At 56.4% G+C, this 23,034-nt stretch carries 33 protein-coding genes; 28 read left to right on the top strand and 5 right to left on the bottom strand.

Annotation, left to right across the window (positions count from 1 at the left end; genetic code table 11):
- The first annotated feature begins 4 nt into the window (after positions 1-4).
- The 25 genes from rpsC to rplQ all read left to right on the top strand — a co-directional run bounded on the left by rpsC (position 5) and on the right by rplQ (position 12,866).
- Positions 5-769, top strand: coding sequence for a 30S ribosomal protein S3 (gene rpsC, locus D7X94_RS02175; RefSeq protein ID WP_120426059.1), 765 nt, complete (start codon positions 5-7; stop codon positions 767-769).
- Positions 770-1,192, top strand: coding sequence for a 50S ribosomal protein L16 (gene rplP / locus D7X94_RS02170; protein WP_120426058.1), 423 nt, complete (start codon positions 770-772; stop codon positions 1,190-1,192).
- Positions 1,189-1,392, top strand: coding sequence for a 50S ribosomal protein L29 (rpmC, locus tag D7X94_RS02165; protein WP_120426057.1), 204 nt, complete (start codon positions 1,189-1,191; stop codon positions 1,390-1,392). Before rplP ends, rpmC begins: the two co-directional genes overlap by 4 nt.
- 19 nt (positions 1,393-1,411) lie before the next feature.
- Entirely contained in the window at positions 1,412-1,669 is a 258-nt protein-coding gene (gene rpsQ / locus D7X94_RS02160) for a 30S ribosomal protein S17 (RefSeq protein WP_120426056.1), read from the top strand.
- 38 nt (positions 1,670-1,707) lie between these two features.
- Entirely contained in the window at positions 1,708-2,076 is a 369-nt protein-coding gene (gene rplN, locus D7X94_RS02155) for a 50S ribosomal protein L14 (protein WP_120426055.1), read from the top strand.
- Between the two features lie 16 nt (positions 2,077-2,092).
- Positions 2,093-2,413: a 50S ribosomal protein L24 gene (rplX, locus tag D7X94_RS02150; protein WP_120426054.1), complete on the top strand. Its 321-nt coding sequence runs from the start codon at positions 2,093-2,095 to the stop codon at positions 2,411-2,413.
- A gap of 17 nt (positions 2,414-2,430) precedes the next feature.
- Positions 2,431-2,970 (top strand): 50S ribosomal protein L5, encoded by a 540-nt coding sequence (rplE, locus tag D7X94_RS02145; RefSeq protein ID WP_120426053.1) that lies wholly within the window; start codon positions 2,431-2,433, stop codon positions 2,968-2,970.
- A gap of 14 nt (positions 2,971-2,984) precedes the next feature.
- Positions 2,985-3,170, top strand: a complete 186-nt coding sequence (locus D7X94_RS02140; protein ID WP_120426052.1) for a type Z 30S ribosomal protein S14 — start codon at positions 2,985-2,987, stop codon at positions 3,168-3,170.
- Between the two features lie 54 nt (positions 3,171-3,224).
- Positions 3,225-3,623, top strand: coding sequence for a 30S ribosomal protein S8 (gene rpsH / locus D7X94_RS02135; protein ID WP_120426051.1), 399 nt, complete (start codon positions 3,225-3,227; stop codon positions 3,621-3,623).
- A 19-nt stretch (positions 3,624-3,642) separates the two neighbouring features.
- Positions 3,643-4,191 (top strand): 50S ribosomal protein L6, encoded by a 549-nt coding sequence (rplF, locus tag D7X94_RS02130; RefSeq protein WP_120426050.1) that lies wholly within the window; start codon positions 3,643-3,645, stop codon positions 4,189-4,191.
- A gap of 358 nt (positions 4,192-4,549) precedes the next feature.
- Entirely contained in the window at positions 4,550-4,909 is a 360-nt protein-coding gene (gene rplR / locus D7X94_RS02125) for a 50S ribosomal protein L18 (RefSeq protein WP_120426049.1), read from the top strand.
- Between the two features lie 56 nt (positions 4,910-4,965).
- Positions 4,966-5,433 carry a 30S ribosomal protein S5 gene (rpsE, locus tag D7X94_RS02120; protein ID WP_120426048.1) on the top strand — a complete coding sequence of 156 codons (468 nt, stop codon included), beginning with the start codon at positions 4,966-4,968 and terminating at the stop codon, positions 5,431-5,433.
- A 108-nt stretch (positions 5,434-5,541) separates the two neighbouring features.
- Positions 5,542-5,709 (top strand): 50S ribosomal protein L30, encoded by a 168-nt coding sequence (rpmD, locus tag D7X94_RS02115; RefSeq protein ID WP_120426047.1) that lies wholly within the window; start codon positions 5,542-5,544, stop codon positions 5,707-5,709.
- A 21-nt stretch (positions 5,710-5,730) separates the two neighbouring features.
- Positions 5,731-6,171, top strand: coding sequence for a 50S ribosomal protein L15 (gene rplO / locus D7X94_RS02110; protein ID WP_120426046.1), 441 nt, complete (start codon positions 5,731-5,733; stop codon positions 6,169-6,171).
- Position 6,172: 1 nt separating this feature from the next.
- A complete protein-coding gene (secY, locus tag D7X94_RS02105; RefSeq protein WP_120426045.1) occupies positions 6,173-7,486 on the top strand; it encodes a preprotein translocase subunit SecY in 1,314 nt (437 codons plus the stop codon).
- An 80-nt stretch (positions 7,487-7,566) separates the two neighbouring features.
- On the top strand, positions 7,567-8,205 hold the full coding sequence (locus D7X94_RS02100; RefSeq protein WP_120426044.1) for an adenylate kinase: 639 nt from the start codon (positions 7,567-7,569) through the stop codon (positions 8,203-8,205).
- Positions 8,202-8,954, top strand: coding sequence for a type I methionyl aminopeptidase (map, locus tag D7X94_RS02095; RefSeq protein WP_120426043.1), 753 nt, complete (start codon positions 8,202-8,204; stop codon positions 8,952-8,954). The genes D7X94_RS02100 and map overlap by 4 nt, the downstream gene beginning before the upstream one ends.
- A 10-nt stretch (positions 8,955-8,964) precedes the next feature.
- On the top strand, positions 8,965-9,213 hold the full coding sequence (locus D7X94_RS02090) for a KOW domain-containing RNA-binding protein (protein ID WP_243111110.1): 249 nt from the start codon (positions 8,965-8,967) through the stop codon (positions 9,211-9,213).
- Positions 9,214-9,274: 61 nt separating this feature from the next.
- Positions 9,275-9,493 carry a translation initiation factor IF-1 gene (gene infA, locus D7X94_RS02085; RefSeq protein WP_120426042.1) on the top strand — a complete coding sequence of 73 codons (219 nt, stop codon included), beginning with the start codon at positions 9,275-9,277 and terminating at the stop codon, positions 9,491-9,493.
- Between the two features lie 144 nt (positions 9,494-9,637).
- Complete coding sequence (gene rpmJ, locus D7X94_RS02080; protein WP_016404088.1) at positions 9,638-9,751, top strand: 50S ribosomal protein L36; 114 nt, start codon at positions 9,638-9,640, stop codon at positions 9,749-9,751.
- A gap of 42 nt (positions 9,752-9,793) precedes the next feature.
- Entirely contained in the window at positions 9,794-10,162 is a 369-nt protein-coding gene (gene rpsM / locus D7X94_RS02075) for a 30S ribosomal protein S13 (RefSeq protein ID WP_120426041.1), read from the top strand.
- A 15-nt stretch (positions 10,163-10,177) separates the two neighbouring features.
- Entirely contained in the window at positions 10,178-10,576 is a 399-nt protein-coding gene (gene rpsK, locus D7X94_RS02070) for a 30S ribosomal protein S11 (protein ID WP_066537809.1), read from the top strand.
- 28 nt (positions 10,577-10,604) lie between these two features.
- On the top strand, positions 10,605-11,231 hold the full coding sequence (gene rpsD, locus D7X94_RS02065) for a 30S ribosomal protein S4 (protein ID WP_120426040.1): 627 nt from the start codon (positions 10,605-10,607) through the stop codon (positions 11,229-11,231).
- A 318-nt stretch (positions 11,232-11,549) separates the two neighbouring features.
- The gene (locus tag D7X94_RS02060; RefSeq protein ID WP_120426039.1) at positions 11,550-12,503 is read left to right on the top strand and encodes a DNA-directed RNA polymerase subunit alpha; all 954 of its coding nucleotides are present in this window, start codon (positions 11,550-11,552) and stop codon (positions 12,501-12,503) included.
- A gap of 21 nt (positions 12,504-12,524) precedes the next feature.
- Complete coding sequence (rplQ, locus tag D7X94_RS02055) at positions 12,525-12,866, top strand: 50S ribosomal protein L17 (protein ID WP_120426038.1); 342 nt, start codon at positions 12,525-12,527, stop codon at positions 12,864-12,866.
- Positions 12,867-13,406: 540 nt separating this feature from the next.
- On the opposite strand, the gene D7X94_RS02050 is transcribed toward rplQ, so the two are convergent.
- Both D7X94_RS02050 and D7X94_RS02045 read right to left on the bottom strand, forming a co-directional pair.
- Entirely contained in the window at positions 13,407-13,955 is a 549-nt protein-coding gene (locus tag D7X94_RS02050) for a GNAT family N-acetyltransferase (protein ID WP_120426037.1), read from the bottom strand.
- A 2-nt stretch (positions 13,956-13,957) separates the two neighbouring features.
- The gene (locus D7X94_RS02045; protein WP_158590853.1) at positions 13,958-14,719 is read right to left on the bottom strand and encodes an SDR family NAD(P)-dependent oxidoreductase; all 762 of its coding nucleotides are present in this window, start codon (positions 14,717-14,719) and stop codon (positions 13,958-13,960) included.
- A 476-nt stretch (positions 14,720-15,195) separates the two neighbouring features.
- On the opposite strand from D7X94_RS02045, the gene D7X94_RS02040 reads away from it, so the two are divergent.
- From D7X94_RS02040 to D7X94_RS02030, 3 genes are all read left to right on the top strand, one after another.
- Entirely contained in the window at positions 15,196-16,470 is a 1,275-nt protein-coding gene (locus tag D7X94_RS02040; protein ID WP_120426035.1) for a YcxB family protein, read from the top strand.
- A 31-nt stretch (positions 16,471-16,501) separates the two neighbouring features.
- Entirely contained in the window at positions 16,502-17,215 is a 714-nt protein-coding gene (locus tag D7X94_RS02035) for a 5'-methylthioadenosine/adenosylhomocysteine nucleosidase (RefSeq protein WP_120426034.1), read from the top strand.
- Positions 17,216-17,279: 64 nt separating this feature from the next.
- The gene (locus D7X94_RS02030) at positions 17,280-17,930 is read left to right on the top strand and encodes a GNAT family N-acetyltransferase (RefSeq protein WP_158590852.1); all 651 of its coding nucleotides are present in this window, start codon (positions 17,280-17,282) and stop codon (positions 17,928-17,930) included.
- Between the two features lie 210 nt (positions 17,931-18,140).
- On the opposite strand, the gene D7X94_RS02025 is transcribed toward D7X94_RS02030, so the two are convergent.
- Genes D7X94_RS02025 through D7X94_RS02015 form a run of 3 tightly spaced genes read right to left on the bottom strand, consistent with a single transcriptional unit; the run spans position 18,141 to position 22,829 of the window.
- The gene (locus tag D7X94_RS02025) at positions 18,141-20,009 is read right to left on the bottom strand and encodes a DUF6056 family protein (RefSeq protein ID WP_120426032.1); all 1,869 of its coding nucleotides are present in this window, start codon (positions 20,007-20,009) and stop codon (positions 18,141-18,143) included.
- Positions 20,006-21,859 (bottom strand): DUF6056 family protein, encoded by a 1,854-nt coding sequence (locus tag D7X94_RS02020; RefSeq protein WP_120426031.1) that lies wholly within the window; start codon positions 21,857-21,859, stop codon positions 20,006-20,008. Before D7X94_RS02020 ends, D7X94_RS02025 begins: the two co-directional genes overlap by 4 nt.
- A complete protein-coding gene (locus D7X94_RS02015; RefSeq protein ID WP_243111107.1) occupies positions 21,843-22,829 on the bottom strand; it encodes a glycosyltransferase family 2 protein in 987 nt (328 codons plus the stop codon). The genes D7X94_RS02020 and D7X94_RS02015 overlap by 17 nt, the downstream gene beginning before the upstream one ends.
- Between the last annotated feature and the right edge of the window lie 205 nt (positions 22,830-23,034).

Raw genomic sequence — 23,034 nt, 5'->3', positions numbered from 1 at the left:
AATTATGGGCCAGAAAGTGAATCCCCACGGCCTTCGCGTGGGAGTAATAAAAGACTGGGATTCCCGCTGGTTTGCCAAGGACAACGTGTTCGGTGACACCCTGGTAGAGGACTACAACCTGCGCAAAACCCTGAAAAAGCAGCTTTATTCCGCAGGTATCCCCAAGATCGAGATCGAGCGGGATGCCTCTAAGGTGCGGGTGCACATCCATTGCGCCAAGCCCGGCATGGTGATCGGCAAGGGCGGCGCGGAGATCGAAAAGCTGCGCCAGCAGTGCGAGAAGATGCTTGGAAAGCCTGTGGTGATCAATATTGTGGAGGTTCGCCAGCCGGACATGAACGCCCAGCTGGTGGCCGAGAACATTGCCTCCCAGCTGGAGCGCCGCATCTCTTTCCGTCGGGCCATGAAGGGCTGCATCGGCCGGAGCATGCGCCTGGGCGCCAAGGGCATTAAGACCAAGGTCAGCGGCCGCCTGGGCGGCGCGGAAATCGCCCGCAGCGAGGAGTACCACGACGGCACCATCCCCCTGCAGACTCTGCGCGCGGACATTGACTACGGCTTTGCCGAGGCAAACACCACCTATGGCCGTATCGGCGTGAAGGTGTGGCTGTATAAGGGCGAGGTGCTCAATGACAACCGGGAGAGCAGTGGACGTCAGGACCGCGGCCCTCGTGGGGACCGCAGCGACCGTCCCCGCCGGGACGACCGGGGACCCCGCCGGGACCGCAACGACAGAAGGGGAAACAACAGGGAAGGGGGGCGCAGGTAAATGCTGATGCCCAAGCGCGTGAAATACCGCAGAGTGCAGAGAGGCCGCATGAAGGGCAAGGCCATGCGCGGCAACAAGGTGACTTATGGCCAGTACGGCCTGCAGGCTCTGGAGCCCGCCTGGATTACCAGTAACCAGATCGAGGCTGCCCGTGTGGCCATGACCCGTTACTGCAAGCGTTTTGGAAAGGTCTGGATTAAGATCTTCCCCGACAAGCCTGTAACCCAGAAGCCCGCTGAAACCCGAATGGGTTCTGGTAAAGGTTCGCCCGAATACTGGGTAGCCGTGGTAAAGCCCGGCCGGGTGATGTTTGAGCTGGGCGAAGTGCCCGAGGCCACCGCCCGGGAGGCCCTGCGGCTGGCCGCGGCCAAGCTGCCCATCAAGTGCAAATTCGTCATGAAAGAAACGGAGGCGCAGTCATGAAGGCTTCAGAGATCAGAGAATTGACAGCCGACGAGCTGAACACAAAGCTGTCCGACTTAAAGGCAGAGCTTTTCAACCTGCGTTTCCAGCTCGCTATCAATCAGCTCGACAACCCCATGCGCATTTCGGCAGTAAAGAAGGATATCGCCCGGGTTAAGACGGTCATCCGCGAGAACGAGCTCCATGCCGGAAACGCTTAAGGGAAGGGAGGATATAGAAGTGAGCGAGAGAAGCATGAGAAAAACCGCTGTTGGGCGGGTTGTCAGCAACAAGATGGATAAGACCGTGGTGGTTGCCATTCAAGACAGCGTGAAGCACCCCATCTACGGAAAGATCATAAAGCGGACGGTAAAGCGCAAGGCCCACGACCAGGAGAACCAGTGCAATGTAGGCGACCGCGTGCGCATCATGGAAACCCGGCCTATCTCCAAGGACAAGAGATGGCGGCTGGTGGAGATCATCGAAAAGGCGAAGTAAGCAACGGCTGAGCCTTTAGTGAAAAGGAGGAACACACTGTGATTCAACAGCAGTCTTACCTCAAGGTTGCCGATAACACCGGCGCGAAGGAGCTGATGTGCATTCGCGTTTTGGGCGGCACCGGCAGGAGGTATGCCAATATCGGCGACGTGGTGGTGGCTTCCGTAAAGAAGGCGGCCCCCGGCGGCGTGGTGAAAAAAGGCGAAGTGGTCAAGGCGGTGATCGTCCGTTCCGCCTCCGGCGTGCGCCGGGACGACGGCACCTACATCCGCTTCGACGAGAACGCGGCCGTCATCATCCGCGAGGACAAAAACCCCAGGGGCACCCGCATTTTTGGGCCCGTGGCCCGCGAGCTGCGCGACAAGGAATATCTCAAGATCCTGTCGCTGGCCCCGGAAGTGCTTTGATGGAGGTTGAGGGAATATGAACAGCAAAGTACACGTAAAGACCGGCGACACCGTGATGATTATCAGCGGCAAGGACCGGGGCAAGAAGGGCAAGGTCATGCAGGTGAGCCCCAAAGAGGGCAAGGTGATCGTGGAGAACGCGAATTTCGTGCAGAAGCATGTAAAGCCCCGCCGCATGGGAGAGCCCGGCGGCATTATCAAGGCCGAGAGCGCCATCTATGCCTGCAAGGTGCAGGTTGTCTGCCCCCGCTGCGGCAAGCCCACCCGGGTGGGACACAAGGTCCTGCAGGACGGCACCAAAGAGCGCATTTGCAGAAAATGCGGCGAGTCGCTGTAAGGGAGGAAAACGAGAATATGGCTAGACTGAAAGACATGTATAAGGCGGAGGTTGCCCCCGCGCTGATGAAGAAGTTCGGCTATAAGAGCGTGATGCAGATTCCCAAGCTGGACAAGATCGTGATCAACGTGGGCGCGGGCGAGGCCAAGGAGAACTCCAAGGCCATCGACGCCATCAGCGGCGACCTGATGAAGATCACCGGCCAGAAGCCTGTGGTCTGCAAGGCCAAGAAGAGCGTGGCCAACTTTAAGGTGCGCGAGGGTATGCCCATCGGCGTAAAGGTGACCCTGCGGGGCGAGCGGATGTATGAGTTTCTGGACCGCCTCTTCAACGCGGCCCTGCCCCGCGTCCGCGACTTCCGGGGGATTAACCCCAATTCCTTCGATGGACGGGGCAATTACAACATGGGAATCCGCGAGCAGCTGATTTTCCCTGAAATCGACTATGACAAGGTGGATAAGGTGCGGGGCATGGATATCTGCTTTGTCACCACCGCAAAGACCGACGAGGAGGCCCGGGAGTTCCTGACTCTCATGGGCGCTCCGTTCACCAGATAAGGGAGGGACATTTTGTGGCAAAGACATCAATGAAGATCAGGCAGAAAAGGCCCGCGAAGTTTTCCACCCGCCAGTATAACCGCTGCAAAATCTGCGGCAGGCCCCATGCTTACCTGCGCAAGTTCGGCATCTGCCGGATCTGCTTCCGCGAGCTGGCCTACAAGGGCGAGATTCCCGGCGTGAAGAAGGCAAGCTGGTAACCGGCATTTTTGAAGGAAAGCCGAGATTAAGCGAGAAAGGAAAGTGGCATATTCATGCAAGTTACAGATACCATCGCGGACCTCTTGACGCGGATTCGCAACGCGCAGGCCGCAAAGCATGATACTGTGGAAGTGCCCGCCAGCAACATGAAGAAAGCCATCTGCCAGATTCTGGTGGAAGAGGGCTACGTGCGGCACTACTCTGTAAAAGAGGACGGCAAGCAGGGAATCATCACTATTTCTCTGAAATACGCCGAGGGAAGAACCCCTGTCATCAAGGGTCTGAAAAGAGTTTCCAAGCCGGGTCTGCGGATTTATTCCAGCGCGGCTGAGCTGCCCAAGGTCATGAAGGGCCTGGGCGTGGCCATTGTCTCCACTTCCAGGGGAGTGATGACGGACCGGGCCGCAAGGCAGGAAAACGTCGGCGGCGAAGTGCTGGCGTTTATTTGGTAAAGAAGGGGGTGCGGCAAGTATGTCGAGAATTGGAAGAAAACCCATAAATATTCCCGCTGGAGTCGAAGTAAAGATTGACGGCAGCGAAGTGACCGTAAAGGGGCCCAAGGGAACCCTTTCTCAGAAGTTTAACCCGAAGATGGCGATTGCCCAGGAAGGGACGGAAGTACTGGTAACCCGTCCGGACGACCAGAAGGAGTCCCGTTCCCTCCATGGTCTGACCCGCACGCTGATCCACAACATGGTAGTGGGCGTGACCGAGGGATTCTCGAAAACCCTAGAGGTTCAGGGCGTAGGCTACCGTGTGCAGAAGCAGGGCAAGGACCTGGTGATGAACCTGGGCTACTCCCATCAGGTAGTGGTCTCCGAGAATGAGGACATCAAGATCGAGGCTCCCAACGCCAATACCATCATCATCTCCGGCATTGACAAGCAGAAGGTAGGCCAGTTCGCTGCGGAGGTCCGGGAGAAGCGTCCGCCGGAGCCTTACAAGGGTAAGGGCATCCGCTATCAGGGAGAGTATGTGCGGCATAAGGAAGGCAAGGCCGGCAAGGGCGCGAAAGGTTAATTTTACGCAGGTTCGTAAAATTATCTTTCCGAGTTTGCCACAATCGAGAAGCGATTGCCTTTTCCTGGGGAAAAGTACCGGCAAACTCTTGGCCTGAGAGAGATCGGCCATGCCAGTCCGCAGTTCTGGAAGTCCGCCGTCGGGCGGCAAGCCTGGACTTGGCACATTTTTGGGAGCGAATGGAAAGTTTCGTCTGTCCCAGCTGCCACTTCGGTCGGGTCGGTCCCTATTTGGAGACCAGCGCCCTTTTCAAAGGTTGTGGGCCTGGGGTGAGCGTCTGCCAGTGGCCCCACAATCGCCCCCAAAAATCTGCGAGTTTTAACGTATCAAGCGTTGAAGGAAAGAAGGGTAAATCGAAATGGTAAATAAACCGGATACCAACAAAGCGCGCCTGCGCCGCCATAAAAGGGTGCGGGGCAAAATTTCGGGCACCGCGGAGCGCCCCCGGCTGAACGTGTTCCGCTCCTCCGCGAATATCTACGCCCAGGTGATCGACGATGTAACCGGACGTACTTTGTGCGCCGCATCCAGCCTGGAGAAGGGCTTTGAGGGCCCTGGCGGCAACAAAGAAGCGGCCCGCAAGGTGGGCAAGGCGATTGCCGAGAGAGCCCTGGAGAAGGGCGTCAGCACTGTGGTCTTTGACCGCGGGGGCTATATCTTCCATGGCCGGGTAAAAGAGTTGGCCGAAGGCGCCCGCGAGGGTGGCCTCAACTTCTAAGCGAGGAGGAAAAGAGTTTGGCTAGTGAAAGGAATTTTGACCCCAATGGCGTAGAGATGCAGGAGCGCGTTGTGGCCATTAATCGTGTATCGAAAACCGTAAAGGGCGGTCGCGTCATGAAATTCTCCGCCCTGGTGGTGGTCGGTGACGGCAAAGGCACGGTGGGCTTTGGCATTGGCAAGGCCGCCGAGGTGCCCGACGCCATCCGCAAGGGTATTGAGGACGCCAAGAAGAACCTATATCATGTGGCCCTGCGCGGCAGCACCATTCCCCATGAGATTGTGGGCGAGTTTGGCGCCGGCAAGGTGATTCTGAAGCCCGCCGCTCCTGGTACTGGCGTTATCGCCGGCGGCCCTGTGCGCGCGGTGGTAGAGAGCGCGGGCATCAAGGACATCCGTACAAAGGCGCTGCGCTCCAATAATCCCTGCAATGTGGTCCGCGCCACCCTGGCCGGCCTCACCCAGCTGCGCACCGCCGAAGAGGTGGCCGCCATCCGGGGCAAGCAGGTCAAGGAAATTCTGTAAGGCCGGGGCCAGGTTGAAAATCCGTTTTCAACCGTGAGTTTTGTTTTATCAGCAAGGCTTCGGTTTTGCTGGCGCAAAACCACAAAACTCAGAAAGGAAGTCGAATCTATGAAAGTAAAACTGATCAAGAGCCTGATCGGCAGCAAAAAGGACCAGATTGCAACGGCCCACGCGCTGGGGCTCTTTAAGGTCGGCGACTGCAAAGAACAGCCGGACAACGACCAGACCCAGGGCAAGGTGAAAAAGATCGGCCATCTGATCGAGGTTAGCAAATAAGCGTGAAGGAGGTGCGTTAGTATGAAGCTAAACCAGCTTACGGCGGCGCCGGGCGCCACCAAGGATGCCAAGCGAATTGGCCGGGGCCACGGCTCTGGCAACGGCAAAACCGCCGGTAAGGGCCATAAAGGCCAAAAGGCGCGGGCGGGCCACGGAATGCGCCCGGGATTTGAAGGCGGTCAGATGCCTTTGCAGCGGCGTATTCCCAAGAGAGGGTTTAACAATATCTTCGCCAAAGAGGTCGTCTCTGTGAATGTGGGCAGCCTGAACTGCTTCGAGGACGGCGCCCAGGTGGACGTGCAGGCGCTCAAGGAGGCCGGCATTCTGAAGAAGAGCGGCGACGCCCTGAAAATCCTTGCCAGCGGCGAGCTGACAAAGAAGCTGACCGTGAAGGCGGACGCTTTTTCCGAAGCGGCAAAGGCCAAGATAGAGGCCGCGGGCGGGAAAGCCGAGGTGGTCTGAGTTGCTTAACACAATCAAGAACGCCTGGCGGATTCCGGACCTGCGCAAGAAGATGCTGTATACCCTGTTGATTATTGTGGTGTTCCGCTTCGGCTCGGTGATTCCTGTGCCGTTCCTGGACGCCGCGGCCCTGTCAAACTTGATGTCCGCCGCCAGCGAAAACACGGCTCTGGGCTATATCAACATGCTCACCGGCGGCGCGTTTTCCTACGCCTCGCTGTTCGCTATGGGCATCACTCCCTATATCAACAGCTCGATTATTATGCAGCTGATGACCATTGCCATCCCGGCTCTGGAGCGCCTTCAGAAAGAAGGGGAAACTGGCCGGAAGAAGATTGCCACCATTACCCGCTATGTGACGGTGGGCTTGGGCCTCATCCAAGGCATCGCCTACTATTTCTACCTGCGGTCCAACGCGGGCGTGGTAAAGATCACCAACGGTTTTGCCGGGTTCTTTGTGGGCCTGGTGATTGTCCTGGCCTTTACCGCGGGCACCGCCCTGGTGATGTGGATGGGCGAGCAGATCAATGACAAGGGCATCGGAAACGGCATCTCCATCATCCTTTTTGCCGGTATTGTGGCCCGCCTGCCCGTTACTTTCGGTGGCGTGTGGCAATATTTCAATCTGGGCCTCACTAGTCCCTCTACCAGTGGGCAATATCTGGTGCTGGCGCCCTTGTTCATCATCTTGTTCCTGGTAGTGATCTGGGTTATCGTGTTCATGAACGAGGCTGAGCGCCGGATTCCGGTGCAGTACGCCAAAAAAGTGGTTGGCCGGAAGATGTACGGCGGTCAGAGCACCTATATGCCGGTAAAGGTCGCCATGAGCGGCGTCATGCCCGTGATCTTTGCCAACGCCATCCTGGGCATCCCCCAGTTCATCAAGTTCTTCTGGAACCCCTCGGAGGGCTTCGGCAAGGCCTTTATGGACGCCTTTTCCAGCACAGGCTGGCTCTATACCATTCTCTATTTCCTGCTGATTATCATGTTCGCCTACTTCTATATGTCTGTTCAGTATAACCCCCTGGAAATGGCCAATAATCTCCGCCAGAACAACGGCACGGTGCCCGGGATGCGTCCCGGCAAGCCCACAGCGGAGTTCATTGCCAAGATTCTATCTAAGGTAACTCTGATCGGCGCACTGTTTTTGGCCTTTGTGGCCCTCATTCCCATCATCTTCACCAATATCACAGGAATGTACGGCCTGTCCTTGGGCGGCACTTCCGTGATCATTATCGTGGGCGTGGCTCTTGAGACGGTGAAGCAGCTGGAGTCCCAGATGATGATGCGCCACTATAAAGGCTTCCTGGATTAAGAACAGATTTTTGGCGAGGCTGGGCGGGGATATCCCCGCCGCCAGACCCGCCCCTGAGAAGAAAGGATGAGATGATAGGTATGAAGCTGATTCTGTTAGGGGCTCCGGGAGCCGGAAAGGGCACCCAGGCCGAGATTATCTGCGAGACTAAAAAAATACCCACAATTTCTACGGGCAATATTCTGCGCGAAGCGCTGAAGAACGGCACGGAGATGGGGCTGAAGGCCAAAACCTATATGGAGAGCGGCCAGCTGGTGCCTGATGAGATTCTTATTGGCATCATCAAGGACCGCATGAAAGAGGACGACTGCAAAAACGGCTTCATCCTCGATGGCTTTCCCCGCACCATTCCCCAGGCCGAGGCTCTGGACCAGATGGGGGCCGAGATCGACGTTGTGCTGGATATCGAAGTGGCAGACGAAGATATCGTGACCCGCATGTCCGGACGCCGCGTCTGCGAGAAATGCGGCTCTTCCTACCATGTGCTCTATAAGCAGCCCAAGGAGGAGGGCAAATGTGACGCCTGCGCGGGCGCCCTCGTTCAGCGCAAGGATGACCACCCGGATACGGTAAAGGAGCGGTTGCAGGTGTACCACACCCAGACAGAGCCCCTGAAAGAATATTACAGCAAACAGGGCAAGCTGCGGGTTGTCCACGGCCAAGACAAGGTGGAGGACACCACCCGCATGGTGCTGGAGGCCCTGGAGGACCTGACATGATCGTGCTGAAAACCAGCCGGGAGCTGTCTGTGATGCGCAAGGCGGGAGTCATTTCCCAAAAGGCGCTGCGCCTGGCCGGTGAGGCGGTGGAACCGGGGATTTCTACCTGGGAGATCGACAAAGAGGTCCGACGCTATATTGAGTCGGAGGGTGCGGTCCCCAGCTTTCTCGGATACGACGGCTACCCCGCCAGCACCTGTATTTCGGTAAATAATGTGGTGATCCATGGCATACCCAAGAAAAGTGTCATTTTGAAGAGAGGCGATATTGTCAGCATAGACGTGGGGGCCTGCTATCAGGGCTTTCACGGAGACAACGCCTGGACCTTCCCCTGTGGAGAGATCGCGGAAGAAGCAAAGGCACTTTTGGACGCCACCGAAAAATCCCTGTTTCTGGGGATCGAGCAGGCCCGCCCGGGCAGACGTCTGGGCGATATCGGCCACGCGGTGCAGGAGTATGTCGAAGCTCGCAGTTACTCGGTGGTACGAGAGTTTACCGGCCACGGAGTAGGTGCGAAGATGCACGAAGACCCAAGCGTTCCCAATTACGGCACGCCCGGAAGGGGCGTGAGACTGACGGCAGGCATGGTGATAGCCATTGAGCCTATGATAAACCTGGGCCGCCGTGAGATCGAGATTAAGGGCGATGGCTGGACGGTTGTAACCAAAGACGGCAGCCTTTCCGCCCATTTCGAGCACACGGTTGCCATTACCCCTGACGGGCCGGTCATATTGACCCTACCTGATTGAGGAGGGCGCCATGGAGCTGAAACGCGGCCAAGTGGTACGGTCCAAGGCGGGCCGGGACAAAGGTAGCCTTTTAGCTGTGCTGGCCCTGAAGGGCGGCTGGGCCCTGATATGCGATGGCAAGGAAAGGCCCCTGGAAAGACCCAAGCGGAAAAACCCGAAGCATCTGGCCCCTACGGGGAGGCAGGTGCCGGAGGCCTGCCTGGGCTCGAACAGAAAACTCCGGGCAGCCCTGGGCGAGATGTCCACTGGGAGGCCTTGAGAGAGGCCGTCGGGGGACAGCCAGAAAAAGCATAGCGTTACCGTATACGGAGGTTATTGATATGTCAAAGCAGGACGTAATTGAGGTGCAGGGCGTGGTAAAGGAAGCCTTGCCCAACGCGACGTTTCAGGTTGAGCTGCAAAACGGGCACACGGTGCTGGCCCACATTTCCGGCAAGCTGCGCATGAATTTTATCCGCATTTTGCCCGGTGACAGAGTGACTATGGAGATGTCTCCCTATGATTTGACAAAGGGGCGCATCACCTGGCGTTCCAAGTAGGGCCACATAGGAAGCGGCCGTTTTGTGGAGCTTATGGTAAAGTGACGAAAGTGGTCCGCCGGGACCGCTCACCGCAAAGCGAATATGGGCGAGAGCCCATCCTATACCAGCGGCATCCTTCGCTGAGAAAGGAAAGTGATATCCATGAAGGTACGTCCTTCTGTGAAAAAGATGTGTGAGAAGTGCAAGATTATCAAGCGCAAGGGCAAGGTCATGGTCATCTGTGACAATCCCAAGCACAAGCAGCGGCAGGGTTAAGCCGCAGATCCGTAAAACAGAAGAAAGGAATGGTCATGTAATATGGCTCGAATTTCCGGCATAGACCTGCCAAGAGACAAGCGCATTGAGATCGCGCTTACCTATATCTACGGCATAGGCCGCAAAACTGCCACCAATATCTGCGCCGCCACCGGCGTAAACCCGGACATCCGCGTGCGGGACCTCTCTGAGGACGACGCCGCAAAGCTCCGCGATTATATTGACAAGAACTGTCATGTGGAGGGCGACCTGCGCCGGGATGTGGCCTTTGACATCAAGCGCCTGGTGGAGATTGGCTGCTATCGGGGCGTGCGCCATCGCAAGGGCCTGCCTGTAAGAGGCCAGCGCACCAAGACCAACGCCCGCACCCGCAAAGGTCCCCGCAAGACCATGGCTAACAAGAAGAAGTAAGGAGGGATTCACAAAATGGCACAAAAGACCACCAAAGGTACCGTGCGCCGCCGCCGTGAGCGCAAAAATATTGAGCGCGGCGCGGCCCATATTCAGTCCACCTTCAACAACACCATCGTGACCATCACAGACACCCAGGGCAACGCGATTTCTTGGGCCAGTTCTGGCGAACTGGGCTTCAGAGGCTCCCGCAAGTCCACTCCTTTCGCCGCTCAGACCGCTGCGGAAACCGCCGCCAAGCTGGCGATGGAGCACGGCATGAAGTCTGTAGAGGTGTTTGTAAAGGGACCTGGCGCCGGACGGGAAGCTGCTATCCGCGCATTGCAGGCCGCTGGGCTGGACGTGAGCATGATCAAAGACGTGACCCCCATCCCCCACAACGGCTGCCGCCCGCCCAAGAGACGGCGTGTGTAAAAACCCATCATAGGAGGTTACTCAGAATATGGCAAGATATACAGAAGCCGTTTGCAAGCTGTGCCGCCGCGAGGGACAGAAGCTGTTCCTGAAGGGCGAGCGCTGCTACACTGACAAGTGCGCCATTTCCCGCCGGGCTTATGCCCCTGGACAGCATGGCCAGGGCCGCAAGAAGGCATCGGAATATGGTATGCAGTTGCGCGCCAAGCAGATGACCCGCCGGTTCTATGGCGTTTTAGAGGGCCAGTTCCATCACTACTATGAGATGGCAACCACCATGCCCGGTAAGGCCGGCGACAACCTTTTGATCCTGCTGGAAAGCCGGTTGGACAATGTGGTCTACCGCTGCGGCTGGGCCAGCTCTCGGGCGGAAGCCCGCCAGCTGGTGGTGCACGGCCATTTCACTGTAAACGGCAAGAAGGTGGATATCCCCTCTTATCTCTGCAAGTCCGGCGAAATGGTGGCAATCAAGGATAAGAGCCGCCAAAGCGACAAGTTTAAGGCCGTTTTAGAGGCCAACTCCGCCCGGCCCGTGCCCAAGTGGCTGGATGTGGACGCTGCCAACGCACAGGCGACCGTTTCGGCGCTGCCTACTCGCGAGGAAATCGATCTTGAAGTGGACGAGACGCTTATCGTCGAGTTGTACTCCAAGTAAGAATTTATAGCGATAGGGTTTTGCCAAAGGGGACGTATATGGTGTCCTATTGCTATGAGTTCCGTGCAATCCTAAGAAGCCGTACCGATAGAATATAGCGTGCTGTTTTCCGGCTGTTTTGAGTGCTGGCACTGTTGTGAAAACTCGAAAATCGACAGATTTCCCGCGCTGTCACGCCTCGTCAGTGTCCAAAACAAGCTCGAAAACCATTGCGCGAATTCTAATGGTACAGATTCTAAGAAAAACGTGCCGGAAAAGACCGGCAAAGCGAATAGGAAGAAGCAGCCGTTCAGTTGCCTGTGTAAAGGAGGATCGCGGATGATTGAGATAGAAAGACCCAAAATTGAAATTGCGGAAATTCTGGATAACGGCACCTATGGTAAGTTTGTGGTGGAACCCCTGGAAAGGGGCTTTGGTACCACGCTGGGCAATTCTCTTCGCAGGGTGTTGCTTTCCAGCCTGCCGGGTGTGGCCGTCAAATCCATTAAGATTGACGGTGTGCTCCATGAATTTTCCACTATCCCGGGGGTAAAAGAGGACGTAACCGAGATTGTGCTGAATATTAAGGGCATTGTGGCAAAGCTCTATTGCGACGGGCCCAAGACAGTGGAGATCTCTGCGGAGGGGCCCTGCAAGGTTACCGCCGCGTCCATCAAGGCGGACAGCGAGGTCGAGGTGCTGAATCCAGACCTGCATATTGCCACCCTGGGGGAGGGGGCGAAGCTCTATATGGAGCTTACCCTGGATAAGGGAAGGGGCTATGTCTCGAACGAACGCAATAAGCAGAATATGCCTGAGGGCGTTATTGGCGAGATTGCGGTCGATTCCATTTATACACCGGTACTCAAGGTGAATTTCAACGTGGAAAGCACCCGCGTGGGCCAGAGCATAGACTATGACAAGCTGACCCTGGAGGTTTGGACCAACGGGGTAATCAACGCGCAGGAGGCCGTCTCCCTGGCGGCAAAGGTCCTCACGGACCACCTGAATCTCTTTGTGGACCTGTCCGACAAGGGCAAGAGCACGGAGATCATGGTGGAAAAGGACGAGGGCGGCAAAGAGAAGGTGCTAGAGATGACCATTGAAGAGCTGGATCTGTCGGTCCGTTCCTTCAACTGCCTCAAGCGCGCCGGGATCAATAATGTGGAGGACCTGATCAACAAGTCTGAGGATGACATGATGAAGGTCCGCAACCTGGGGCGCAAGTCGCTGGAAGAGGTCGTGTGGAAGCTGGCTTCTCTGGGCTTCAGCCTGCGCAAAGACGATGAATAAGCACAGATAGGAGGGAATATCATGCCGGGAACCAGAAAGCTGGGCCGCAACACGGCCCACAGGACCGCCATGCTGCGAGGGATGGTAACATTCTTCTTTGAAAACGGCAAAATTGAGACTACGGCCACCCGCGCCAAAGAAGTGCAGGCTCTGGCCGAGAAGATGATCACCATTGCCAAGGACAGCAACCTGCACAACAAGCGCCTGGTGATGAGCTTTGTCACCAAGGAGAGCGCGGCTTCGAAGCTGTTCAACACCATCGCCCCTAAGTATGCCGACCGCAACGGCGGCTACACCAGGGTGACGAGGCTTGGCCCCCGCCGGGGCGACGCCGCCGAGATGGCTATTCTTGAGCTGGTATAAGTTTGCACATAGCCAAACAAAAAAGCGCGTTCCCACAGCGGGAGCGCGCTTTTTTGTTTGGCTGAGCCGAGTGAGTATCCATGACTCCGGCTGAGGGCCTGTATCACCAATAGTAAACGCACTTGAAAATCAGCATATACTGATTTTCAAGCTGGGCAGCTGCACTGCCTGGTTCAAAAGAGGTATTCTACCTCTTTTGAGCTGCGTTAACCATATAAGGAGCTTGGGCACGCTTCTAGGGAACTTTTTTTCTTGCAAAAAGTTCCCCCTTGGCACTTCGTGCCAATTCACCCTCAAAAAATGCGCTTCTCGGGTGTTTCAGGTCAAGGGAAAGACCTTGGAGGCTCTGCCTCCAAACCTCCGCAACCTTTGAAAAGGTTGACGAAACTTTTACGGTTGTTCGGTTAGCTTGTCAAACAACATAAAACGTTCACGACGAGCAAAGCGAGGAGTGGGTAAAAGTTTTTGAGACTTACCGAAGGTAACGTCTTAAACTTCTTTTCAAAAAGTTTGTGGGGTGTGGGGTGAAACCCCATGACCTTAAAGCTCGAGGGCCATCAGCCAGCAGTCCACCAGCACGCCGTTGTGGAGCTCGTGGCGGGGGAGGAGCTTCACCTTCCGGAAGCCGCAGGCCTCGTAGCAACGGATGGCCCGGGGATTGTCCGCGTGGGGATCTAGCACCACGGCCTGGGCGCCGCCACAGTCCCGAAGCCAGCCGCAGGGCAGCCGGATGAACCGCCGGCCGATGCCCTGGCCCCATAGCTCTGGCACGCTGATGAACTGGTCGATGCCAAAGGTACGCAGGTCCGTCCGGGGGTACTGGTACTCCGCGAACATCTCCCCGTCCAGCAGATAGGCCTGGGCGTAGCCAATATCCCGCCCCTCATATTGAATGATGCAGCGGGAAGCGTTCCACTCGTCGTGGTAGAAATCCTCCTGAATCCGCTCTGGGGTGAACACCGCGCTTTCTCCCTCCCAATAGGCCAGGTTCCGAGAATCGGTGAGCCAGTGCAGAAGGAGGGGCGAATCCTGTGACTCCAAAGGGCGGAGGGAAACGGAGCCCTCCTGGGCACAAATACGATATTGCATGGCTAAATCTCCGTAAATTCCATAATGAAGCCGTGGGGCAGGAGCTTGGCCAACAACCGGTATAATTTATAGAAAAAACTCCGGGTATAGACCATCTTTCCCCGTTTGGCGGCCCGCAGAGAGCCCTCAGCCACCTCCTTAGGAGAGACCCGGGGCAGCTTATCGATGAGCCTGGATTTGCCTTCTGGCACATTGGCTACGCGCCAGAATTCAGTGTCCATAGGCCCTGGGCATACGGCCAGCACCTTGATGCCCCTGGGACGCAGCTCGTCGTGGAGGGCTTTGGAAAAAGCCAGCACAAAGGCTTTGGAAGCGCTGTACACCGACATCCGCGGCGTGGGAGCAAAGGCGGCAATCGAGGAAATGTTCAGAATCAAACTGTCATCCAGCATATAGGGCAGGCACAGGCGGGTCAAGGCGGTAAGGGCCCGACAGTTCAGGTCCACCATGCCGGTCTGAGAACGGCGGTTGGAAGAGAAAAAATCATCGCATTTACCATACCCCGCATTGTTTACCAATACCTTGATTTCAGGGCTGTTTTCCTTGAGCAGTTGGTCAAAAAGATCCAGGCTTTCTTCCTTGGAAAGGTCCAACGAAATGGCGGCAATGGTTTTGTCCCGATGTTCCTCGGCAATTTCCCGCAGAAGCTCTTTGCGCCGGGCAACCAGCCAGAAGGCATCTACACTGGGATATTGGGAGATAATAGCGTTGATGTATTCTTTGCCCAATCCGCTGGAAGCGCCGGTAATGACTGCTGTAACCATAGCTGTTTCCCTCATTTCTTTCAAGATGGGAGCATAAATCAGACGGCTTTCTGTCCTTGCCTTAAATTTTACGCCTTTCTGTGGAATTCGTCAAGAGAATAAAAGGAAGAACTTTGCCGAAAGACGGGAAAAGAATATTTACAAAATGTCTTTCCTTCGCTAGGGAAGATATGATATAATGGACACAACGTCAAGAGAGTGCAAAAAGAAGGCCCGGCTTCGTTGTGCCTCATGAGTTTTCTCCCATCGCGCGAAGCGCTCGTTTTGCTTCGCAAAATCTGGAGAAAACTCCCATGAAATTGTGCCATAATGTCCGCAGGATCTGGCCGGCCTATTCCGGCGGCTTGTGGGTTGTGCCATGGAGATCGGAGGCCTGGGGCGTTCGCGCCCCCGGTTTTTGGTATTCCTGTCCCGGGCGGCGGGAATACTTCTGCGGCATTCCAATGATGCAAATTTTAGGAAAGAAGGGTGCGGGATTGAAAAAAACGATGATGGTACTGCTGGCGGTGCTGTTGCTGGTGGCGCTACCTATGCCGGCCAGCGCGGAAACCTGGGTGGGACTGGATTTCACCCTGGAAATTCCAGAGGGCTTCTACCAGCTGGGTCCGGAGTTGGAAGAGGAGGATCCGGCGTGGGCGCTGGCGGGGGTGTCCGACCCTTCCGCCAGACTGAGAGAGTACGACGAAATGGGGGTGCTGGTGAACCTGATCCCCAAAGAAGGGAAAGCCAACATCAGCGTGATGCAGAAGGAGTCGGATACGACCAAACGGGTCCACGACCTGACCCTGCTTTCTGAAGAAGAAAGGACAGAACTTCTGGACAAGATGACGCAGTCGGAAAATCCGGACGTGGCCATAACAAAAGGGTGGCAGGAGAGCGGCCAGAATTTGTTTTTCTGGATTCAGCTAGATGCCGGAGGCAACCAGGAAATGCACGAGCGCCTCTATGGGACCATCAAAAATGGACATAGCCTGAGCATCGACCTGTATAACGGAGAGGAGCCTATTTCCCAAGAGCAGACGGAACTGCTGCTGGATCTGGTAGACTCGGTCACGTTCACACAGATTCTGGAAAAGCCTGAGCCGGATGTGGCGGGAGCGTACAGCAGTTTAGCGCTGGTGGCGCTGTTGTTGATCGCGGTGATCGCGCCCATTATCTATGTGCCGGTGAGGGGGAAAATAGATAAGAAGAAAAAGGCCCAGCTGGCGGAGCAGCTTTCAGAATATCACAAAACCCATGGAAGCAATCAAGTGGACGGCGAGGCGGTGTTTATCAACTCTACCGATTGCACAAAAGAGGCCATTCATCATTTCAGCATTTATCATGCCTACTTCAAAAACGTGGGCGAGCTGATTTTCGGAATGCTGCTGTGCCTGATTATGGTGGTTTCCGCCTTTTTGATGAAAACGGAGTGGTGGATGCGGCTGGCCGCAGCCGGAGTAACGGTCTATTATGCTTATAAAATCATTTCTATGCCCAACAATATAGAGAAAATCCAGCGAAAGGTCTTTGGCCGCGGCATGTCTGAGACGGCCCATTTCAGCTTCTATCCCGAGGCTTTCCGGGTGTCGGGAATTCAGTCCGCCAATGTATTGCCCTATTTTCAGATTACCGATGTGCGCCGCCGGGGTCAATATTTTTATTTGTATTATGGGCCGGATAACGCATATATGATAGATCAGTATGGCTTTTCCCGGGGTGAATTTGAGGACTTTGAGAAGTTTATTCGGGAAAAAACCGGAAAACAGTAAATTGAATTGCAAACGGAAAGGGACGAGAAAGATGGAGAACAAAAAACCAATCGGAATCATTGGAGCTATGGCGGTAGAGGTCAAGGAGCTGATCGCCCATATGGAGGAGTCCGGCCGGGAGGAGATTGCCGGGCTGGTATTTCACCGGGGTATTCTGGACGGCGTGGACTGCGTGGTGGCCCAGTGTAGCCCAGGTAAGGTGAACTCCGCCGTGTGTGCTCAGATCATGATTTCCACCTATCACCCCCGGCTGGTGATCAACATCGGCGTGGCCGGGGGCGTGGGGGTTGGCATCGGCGATCTGGTGATCGCCAGCGCTCTGGTGCAGCACGACTTTGACTCCACCCCGCTGGGGGATCCTCTGGGTAATATCACCATCTGCCGGGGCGAGGGGGAGGAATCCTTCATCATGCTGGAGAGCGACAAACAGGCGGCCGCCGTCCTGCTGGAGGAAGCGGGAAGCATCTATGGCGGGGCACATATGGGCGTCATCGCCACAGGAGACACCTTTGTGGCGGACCGGGAGAAGAACCGCTGGTTGGGGGCCACCTTTGGGGCCAAGGCCGTGGAGATGGAGGGGGCCAGCACCGCCCAGGCCTGCTACATGAACGGGGTGCCCTTCGCGGTGCTCCGGGCCATCTCCGACAACGCCAACGACGACTCCCCGGTGGACTTCCCCACCTTTGCCAGGGAGAGCGCGGACAAATCGGCCCGGCTGCTGGCTAGGGCCCTGCCCAGGCTATAAGCGCGCTATGCAGGAGTTGGCGCAGCGGGCGTACTCCTATCTGGGGAGGAGCCCCCTTTTGTATATGGACGTGATGGAAGCCCTGCGCCGGGAAATTGGAACCGTGGCAGCAGTACGGGAGGACGGCGCGCTAGTATATATTCGGTCCAGCCAGGTTTATCTATTGGCGGCGGAAAACCAGCAGGCCGCAGAGGCCCTGTGCCACGGGCTGGGGCAGGCCTCTCAGGTGGCGGTGCACCATCTGGAGACGGCCCGCCTGCTGGAGGACCGGCTGGGCTGGCGGAGCATGGAGTGCCGAGCCGCCGCCTATCTGGAACTGGACCCGCCCCAAACCCGGAACATTGAGCTGCGGGCGTTGACTCCGGACCAGTCGGAGGAGGTCCTGGAGGCCTTTGGCGAGGCTCTGGGTACGGAGGAAATCCAGGATGCCTTGCGTACCGGTATGCTCCAGGGGGCTTATCAGAACGGCCGTCTGGCAGGTACGGTGGGGCTCTACCCAGAGGGGGGAATTGGGTTGCTGGCCGTCTCTCCCGACTGCCAGGGCATGGGGATTGACGAGGCTTTGGTGGCTCATATTACCAGCTGGTGTTTGGAAAACGATTTCGCTCCTTTTGTGCATATTCCGGTGTGGGACGAAGAAGCTCTGGACCTGTATAAAAGAATGGGTTACACCATAGACAACGGAAGTGTATATTGGCTGGGAGGAGATAATTAGTGGGGTTCAGAAAAACCATTCTGTTTCTTCCGAACGATATAGGTAACACGGGTCAAAAGAAACCTTTGCTTTTTTCTCTTTTGAACCAGCGGCATAGCCGCCAGCTTAAGAATCGGTAAATAGGGATTCTTAACCAGAGAATTCATAAAAAAAACAGGCTCCCCCAAACGGGGAGTCTGCTTTTCTATTTATGGAAAACAAAGGCCGCGTTCATTGGGTTCCGGCGAGCAGATAGACATTTTCTGCCGGGTCATAGTCAAAGGTGATGCCAAAGCACCGGGCAAAATCCTCTTCCGAGAGGTAGAGCAGCGTATAGGTCTCAGAGAAGGGACGAACATACTGGCAGTTCTCATCCTTTAGGTAGCCGCACCCATTGGAATACTCCATTAGCTTGCCGTTCTCATAGAGGATGTAGGCCGCGTTCTGCCAAGTGATATCATAGGTGTAATTGGACCAGTCGTACACGCAGGTTCCCCCGGCAGACTGAAACACAAATTCAATGGGCAGCAGCAATTTACCGTCCTTTTCCAGGCTGGGAAAAGTGCTCTCCTGGCCGTTGATATGCACCTTGCTTACCTTCCATTCCTCGCTGGTAAAGGTGATGTGGATGTCGCTGGGAAGGCGGTAATATTTCAGAAAATGGGTTAGGAAATAGCTGCCCTCATAGAACATGTTAAAGCGGTAGTCTGGGTCCATGTCAATGCAGAGGGTAAGCTCTCCGGTGGAGCGGCTCTCCTCCACGGCCTGAAGATTCCGGACGACTACTTGGTGATTCTTGGCGTAGCCCTGGTAGATGGGAACGTAGCGTGCCACACAGACTGCCGCCAACAGACAGCAGGCCACAGCTCCGGGGACCAGGGGACACTGGTCCAGCAGGCGAAAAAGCAAGCTCCAGGCGGCGATTAAGCAGAGAATCAGGCAGGGGAAAAAGGTGCGGGCATAGTACAGGGTGGTGATGGTGAGCATCATCACCGAAGCCCCCGCGCCCAAAAGTAGCAGCCCCGTAGCCTGATACCTGGGAAAGAAAAGAAATGTAACCGCAAGATAGAGGGTATAGAGCACGGTGAACACGGCCAGAGCTGGCTCCCAGCCTGCTACGGCCAGTGTTACCGCCAGAATCCCGGCAGGCAGGCCGGAGAGGAGATGCCGGGGCAAGTCTCGGCTGGTGAGGCAGAGCAGGCCCACAATCAGGCAGAGGCCAGTGAAGAGCAGATTCCAGAACCAGAAGCCACAGAGGTAATGCATCACATCAAAAAAGCGGCTCAGAAAGACTTCTGGGTCCAATACGCTGAAGATCCCACCGTCGATGCCCCGTGACACCCGGGCCCGGCTTCCGGGGGCCAGAAGAATAGTAAGATACCCCGCGCTAGTGAGCAGTGGCAGAAGGAGCCAGGGATTTCTTCGGGCCTTGGAAGGGACGGCGCTTTCAGGGGAAGGAGAGGCATCATTGAGATCTTCCCTGTTGCCCCGCAGGCGCAACAGCCAGAAGCCCCAGATGAGAATCAGAGAAATAAGGCCGCACTGTTCGGTGCCTGCTCCGGCGAAAAAGGCGCAAACCGAAATTCCGGCAAAGGCCCAGGGAGAGAAAGGCCTGCCCCGGTCCATCGCCGCCACAACCCCCAGAGGGAAAATCAGGGGAAAGGCATAGTTGAAGTAGGCGGCAATCCAGTAGAGGCTCATGCGCAGATATTGGACCTCGCTGCCCAGAAGGGACAGCAACCCCAGCCCAGCGGCCAGCAGCCAGGGGGCTTTCCTCATGTCCCGGTTGAGCATCCGAAGGCCCAGAAGGAAAATGCCTGCTGTGAACAAGGGGCTAAGAAAGGCGAAGAGCTTGGTATCCGCCAAGAGCACGATAGGGATGAGGATGTGTACGAACCACCGGCCGTTGGTGGACTTGTAGTGGTCGATGGTATTCCGTACAAATCCGGAGAGGCCATTCCGGAAGAAGGTGGCATATTTGTAGTCGCCGGAATAGACGGTAATATTGCAGTTCACTGCAAACTGGAGGAGCATTGCCGCTACCAAGACCGCAAGCCCCAGCCACAGCAGCCAGTGGCCCCGTTTCTCAGAATTCTTCATGAAATCGCCTCTTTGCTTTCAGAGTTTCCGGTGGAGATATAATAGATATTTTCCTCTGGATGGTAGGAAAAGGAGATGGAAAACAGGCGGCTGAGGTCGTCGATGGGGACATAGTAGGTATAGTAGGGAATAAAGATATCTACCGTTTCCAAAAGCTCCAGCCGCTGTTTGGCGGCGGGGTCCCAGCCGAACACTCGGCCGTTGTTCTGAATCAGGTAGGATTTGTCCCCCAGAGAGACCGCCGTGCCGCTGCTCTTTCCCTCCCAATGGCCCTCTCCCCCGCACATCTCCACCGTGCCCAGCAGGGCGGCGCAGAGCTTGCCGTCCTGCTCGATGACCGGCAGGCCCGCCCGGAAGGAATAGGTGCCGGCAACCTTCCCCTGGGAGCTGGTATACTGGATTTTCTCGTCCGTCACCCCGTAGTAGTCCATGGCGTTTTGCAGGTAGCTGTCGGAGAACAGGTAGGAATAGTGAGCAAACCGGGGGTCCAGGTCCGCGTTAAGCAGAATGACGTCATCTGATCGGTCCCGCAGCTCCCGCTCGTTATCCCGAAAGGCGGGGGCGTTTTTGGCGTAGCCCTGGAAGGTGGGCAGGAAAAAGGGAAGCAGGCAGAAAAGGCCCAAAACCGCTAGCAGAGGCGAAACCCAGGCGGAGAGCCGGGGAATCAGCCCAAGAAAAGCCGAGAGGGACTCCGCCAGGAGAGAGGCGCACACAGTGAGTAGCAGCAAAATGGCGGGAATAGCGGTGCGAGGCGCGGCGGAGCGGTTCAAAAGCATAACCATCTGCGCAGCCAACATTCCAGAGAGCAAGAGCCCCCGGACCGTGGTTTCCGGAGAGAGCAGGCAGAAAACTGCCGAAGCCGTAAAGCAGAGCACCGTGAACAGCTCCGCCAGAAAGTAGTGTTGACTTCCCAGCAGAAGCAGGTATAGAACCGCCGCGCCGGGGCCCAGCAGGCCCCAGAGGGGGCGCTTTTGGCGGCAGAGGGCCCAGTGGAGCCCCCAGAGCAGGGCGAAGGCCGCGAACAGGGCGGGCACGCCATCGCTGCCGGTGAAAAAGCGCATGGACAGCCGGAACCGGAACAGCAGCTCGTCCCCCTGGAACACCCGGGTCACGCCGCCGCCGATCTCCCTGCCCACCCGGACCCAGGTGCCTGGGGCCAGGATGATGGTGGCGTAGCCCAAAGAGGCCAGCCCGCCGGGGAGGAGGGCCCGCCAGGGGGAAAGGGTCTTACGGAGCAGGCCCAGCAGCCCCCATCCCCCCAGGCAGACCACAGCGGCCAGGCCACTCTGTTCGGTGGTGGCCCCAGAGAGGAGGCTCATCAGGCACAGTCCGGCAAAGGCCCAGGGTCCGGGGAAATCCCGGCGGTAAAGCCAGAAGGTAAGGAAAAGGAAGCATAGGGGAAAGAGATAATTAAATGCGGCGGAGATCCACAGGATAGAAGTAGAGAGGTATTCCAGGGGCAGGGCCAGCACAGAGAGGATCCCCAGCCCAGCGGTAAGCAACAGCGTGGGCCAGGAGCTGCTTTTGTCCTGCAAGCGCTGGCCCAGAAGAAACACCAGGGAAAGCATCAAAGGGTTCAGTACTACGAAGAGCTTGGTATCAAACAGAAGGACCAGCTGAGCCATCAGGTGCACAAAGGCCCGGCCGTTGAAGTTTTGATAGTGCCAGACCGTGAGCTCCCAGAATTTCTCCCAACCCTCCCGGAAAAAAATCCCGTACCAGTAGTCGTCGCAGTAGACGGTGATCTGGGCCGTGAGTAGCAGAACGCCCAGCCCGGCCAGGAAAAAGAGAACGGGCCCGGCCCAGGAACCTGAGATCCAAATGGATTTTACCTTATTTTTCCACAGCATCGGGGGAACCCTCCTTTTCGAGCGGTTCTGGAGAGGTGAGGTGCTCCCGCACAATATAAGGCGGGCGACGCTTTACCTGAATATAGATGCGCCCGATATATTCCCCTAAAATTCCCAAGAAGAATAATTGCAGCCCCCCTAGAAAAAGCACCAGGCAGACAATAGTGGCGTAACCGGGCACATCGATGGAAAAGGCCAGCTTCTGCACCAGCACCACCAGAAGATATCCCATGGAGAAAGCCGCGCAGACGAGGCCCAGATAGATGGCCATTTTGATGGGAATGGTGGAAAAGCTGAGGATCCCTTCCCAAGCGTAGCGAAAGAGCTTTGGCAGGGACCACTTGGTCTGACCATGCTCCCGGGTACGGGCTGTATAGGGAATATACTGGGTGGGAAAGCCTACCCAGGAGAAGAGCCCCTTAGAGAAGCGATGGGTTTCGGCCATAGAAAGCAGCGCTTCGGCCACAGGCCGGCGGAAGGTGCGGAAATCGCTGGCATTGGCCACAAAGTCTACCTCGGAAAAGCGGTTGATCACCCGGTAGAAAGTGGATTTCAATCCCCGCTGTAAAGCGCCCTCGTCCCGGCGTTCCTGATAGGCGGCAACACAGTCGCAAAGGGAATCCTTTTGAAGCAGGCGTACCATTTCTTTCACCACAGAGAGGGGCTGCTGGAGGTCCGCGTCCACAATGGAGAGCAGTTCGCCCCTGGCAACACGCATCCCCGCCAGCATGGCGGCTTCTTTTCCGAAATTCCGGGAAAAGCTGACAATCTGGATGGGGCAGGCTTTTTCCTCGTAAAGCCGGTGGAGCTGGGCAAGAGTGTCGTCCTGAGAGCCATCGTCTACAAAGATGATCTCAAAAGGAACACCGCTGAATTCCCGGAGAGCCTCCGCCTGAAACGCGGCCACATTTTCGGCCTCGTTCATACAGGGGGCAATGAGGGACAGCAGGATGGGGGAGGAAATTTCCAAGGCTTTCTACATCTCCTATCTGGATCGCTGTTGCTATGGCGAAAGACATTTTCCTTATTATAGCAGAAAAGCCCTTGATCTTCAAGGACTTCCCGAAAAAGGAAAACGGCCGCCGAACGTCAAGACTACAAAAAAGTTAAAAAATTTCTAAAACTTGCCCTTAAAGGCTCAAAAGAGGGGGTTCCCGCAATGGCGGTAGTCCATA

The sequence above is a fragment of the Acutalibacter sp. 1XD8-33 genome, assembly GCF_003612555.1.
Taxonomy (GTDB): domain Bacteria; phylum Bacillota; class Clostridia; order Oscillospirales; family Acutalibacteraceae; genus Acutalibacter.
Note: the sequence above shows the minus strand (reverse complement) of the source record. Positions and strands in the feature narration are given on the sequence as shown.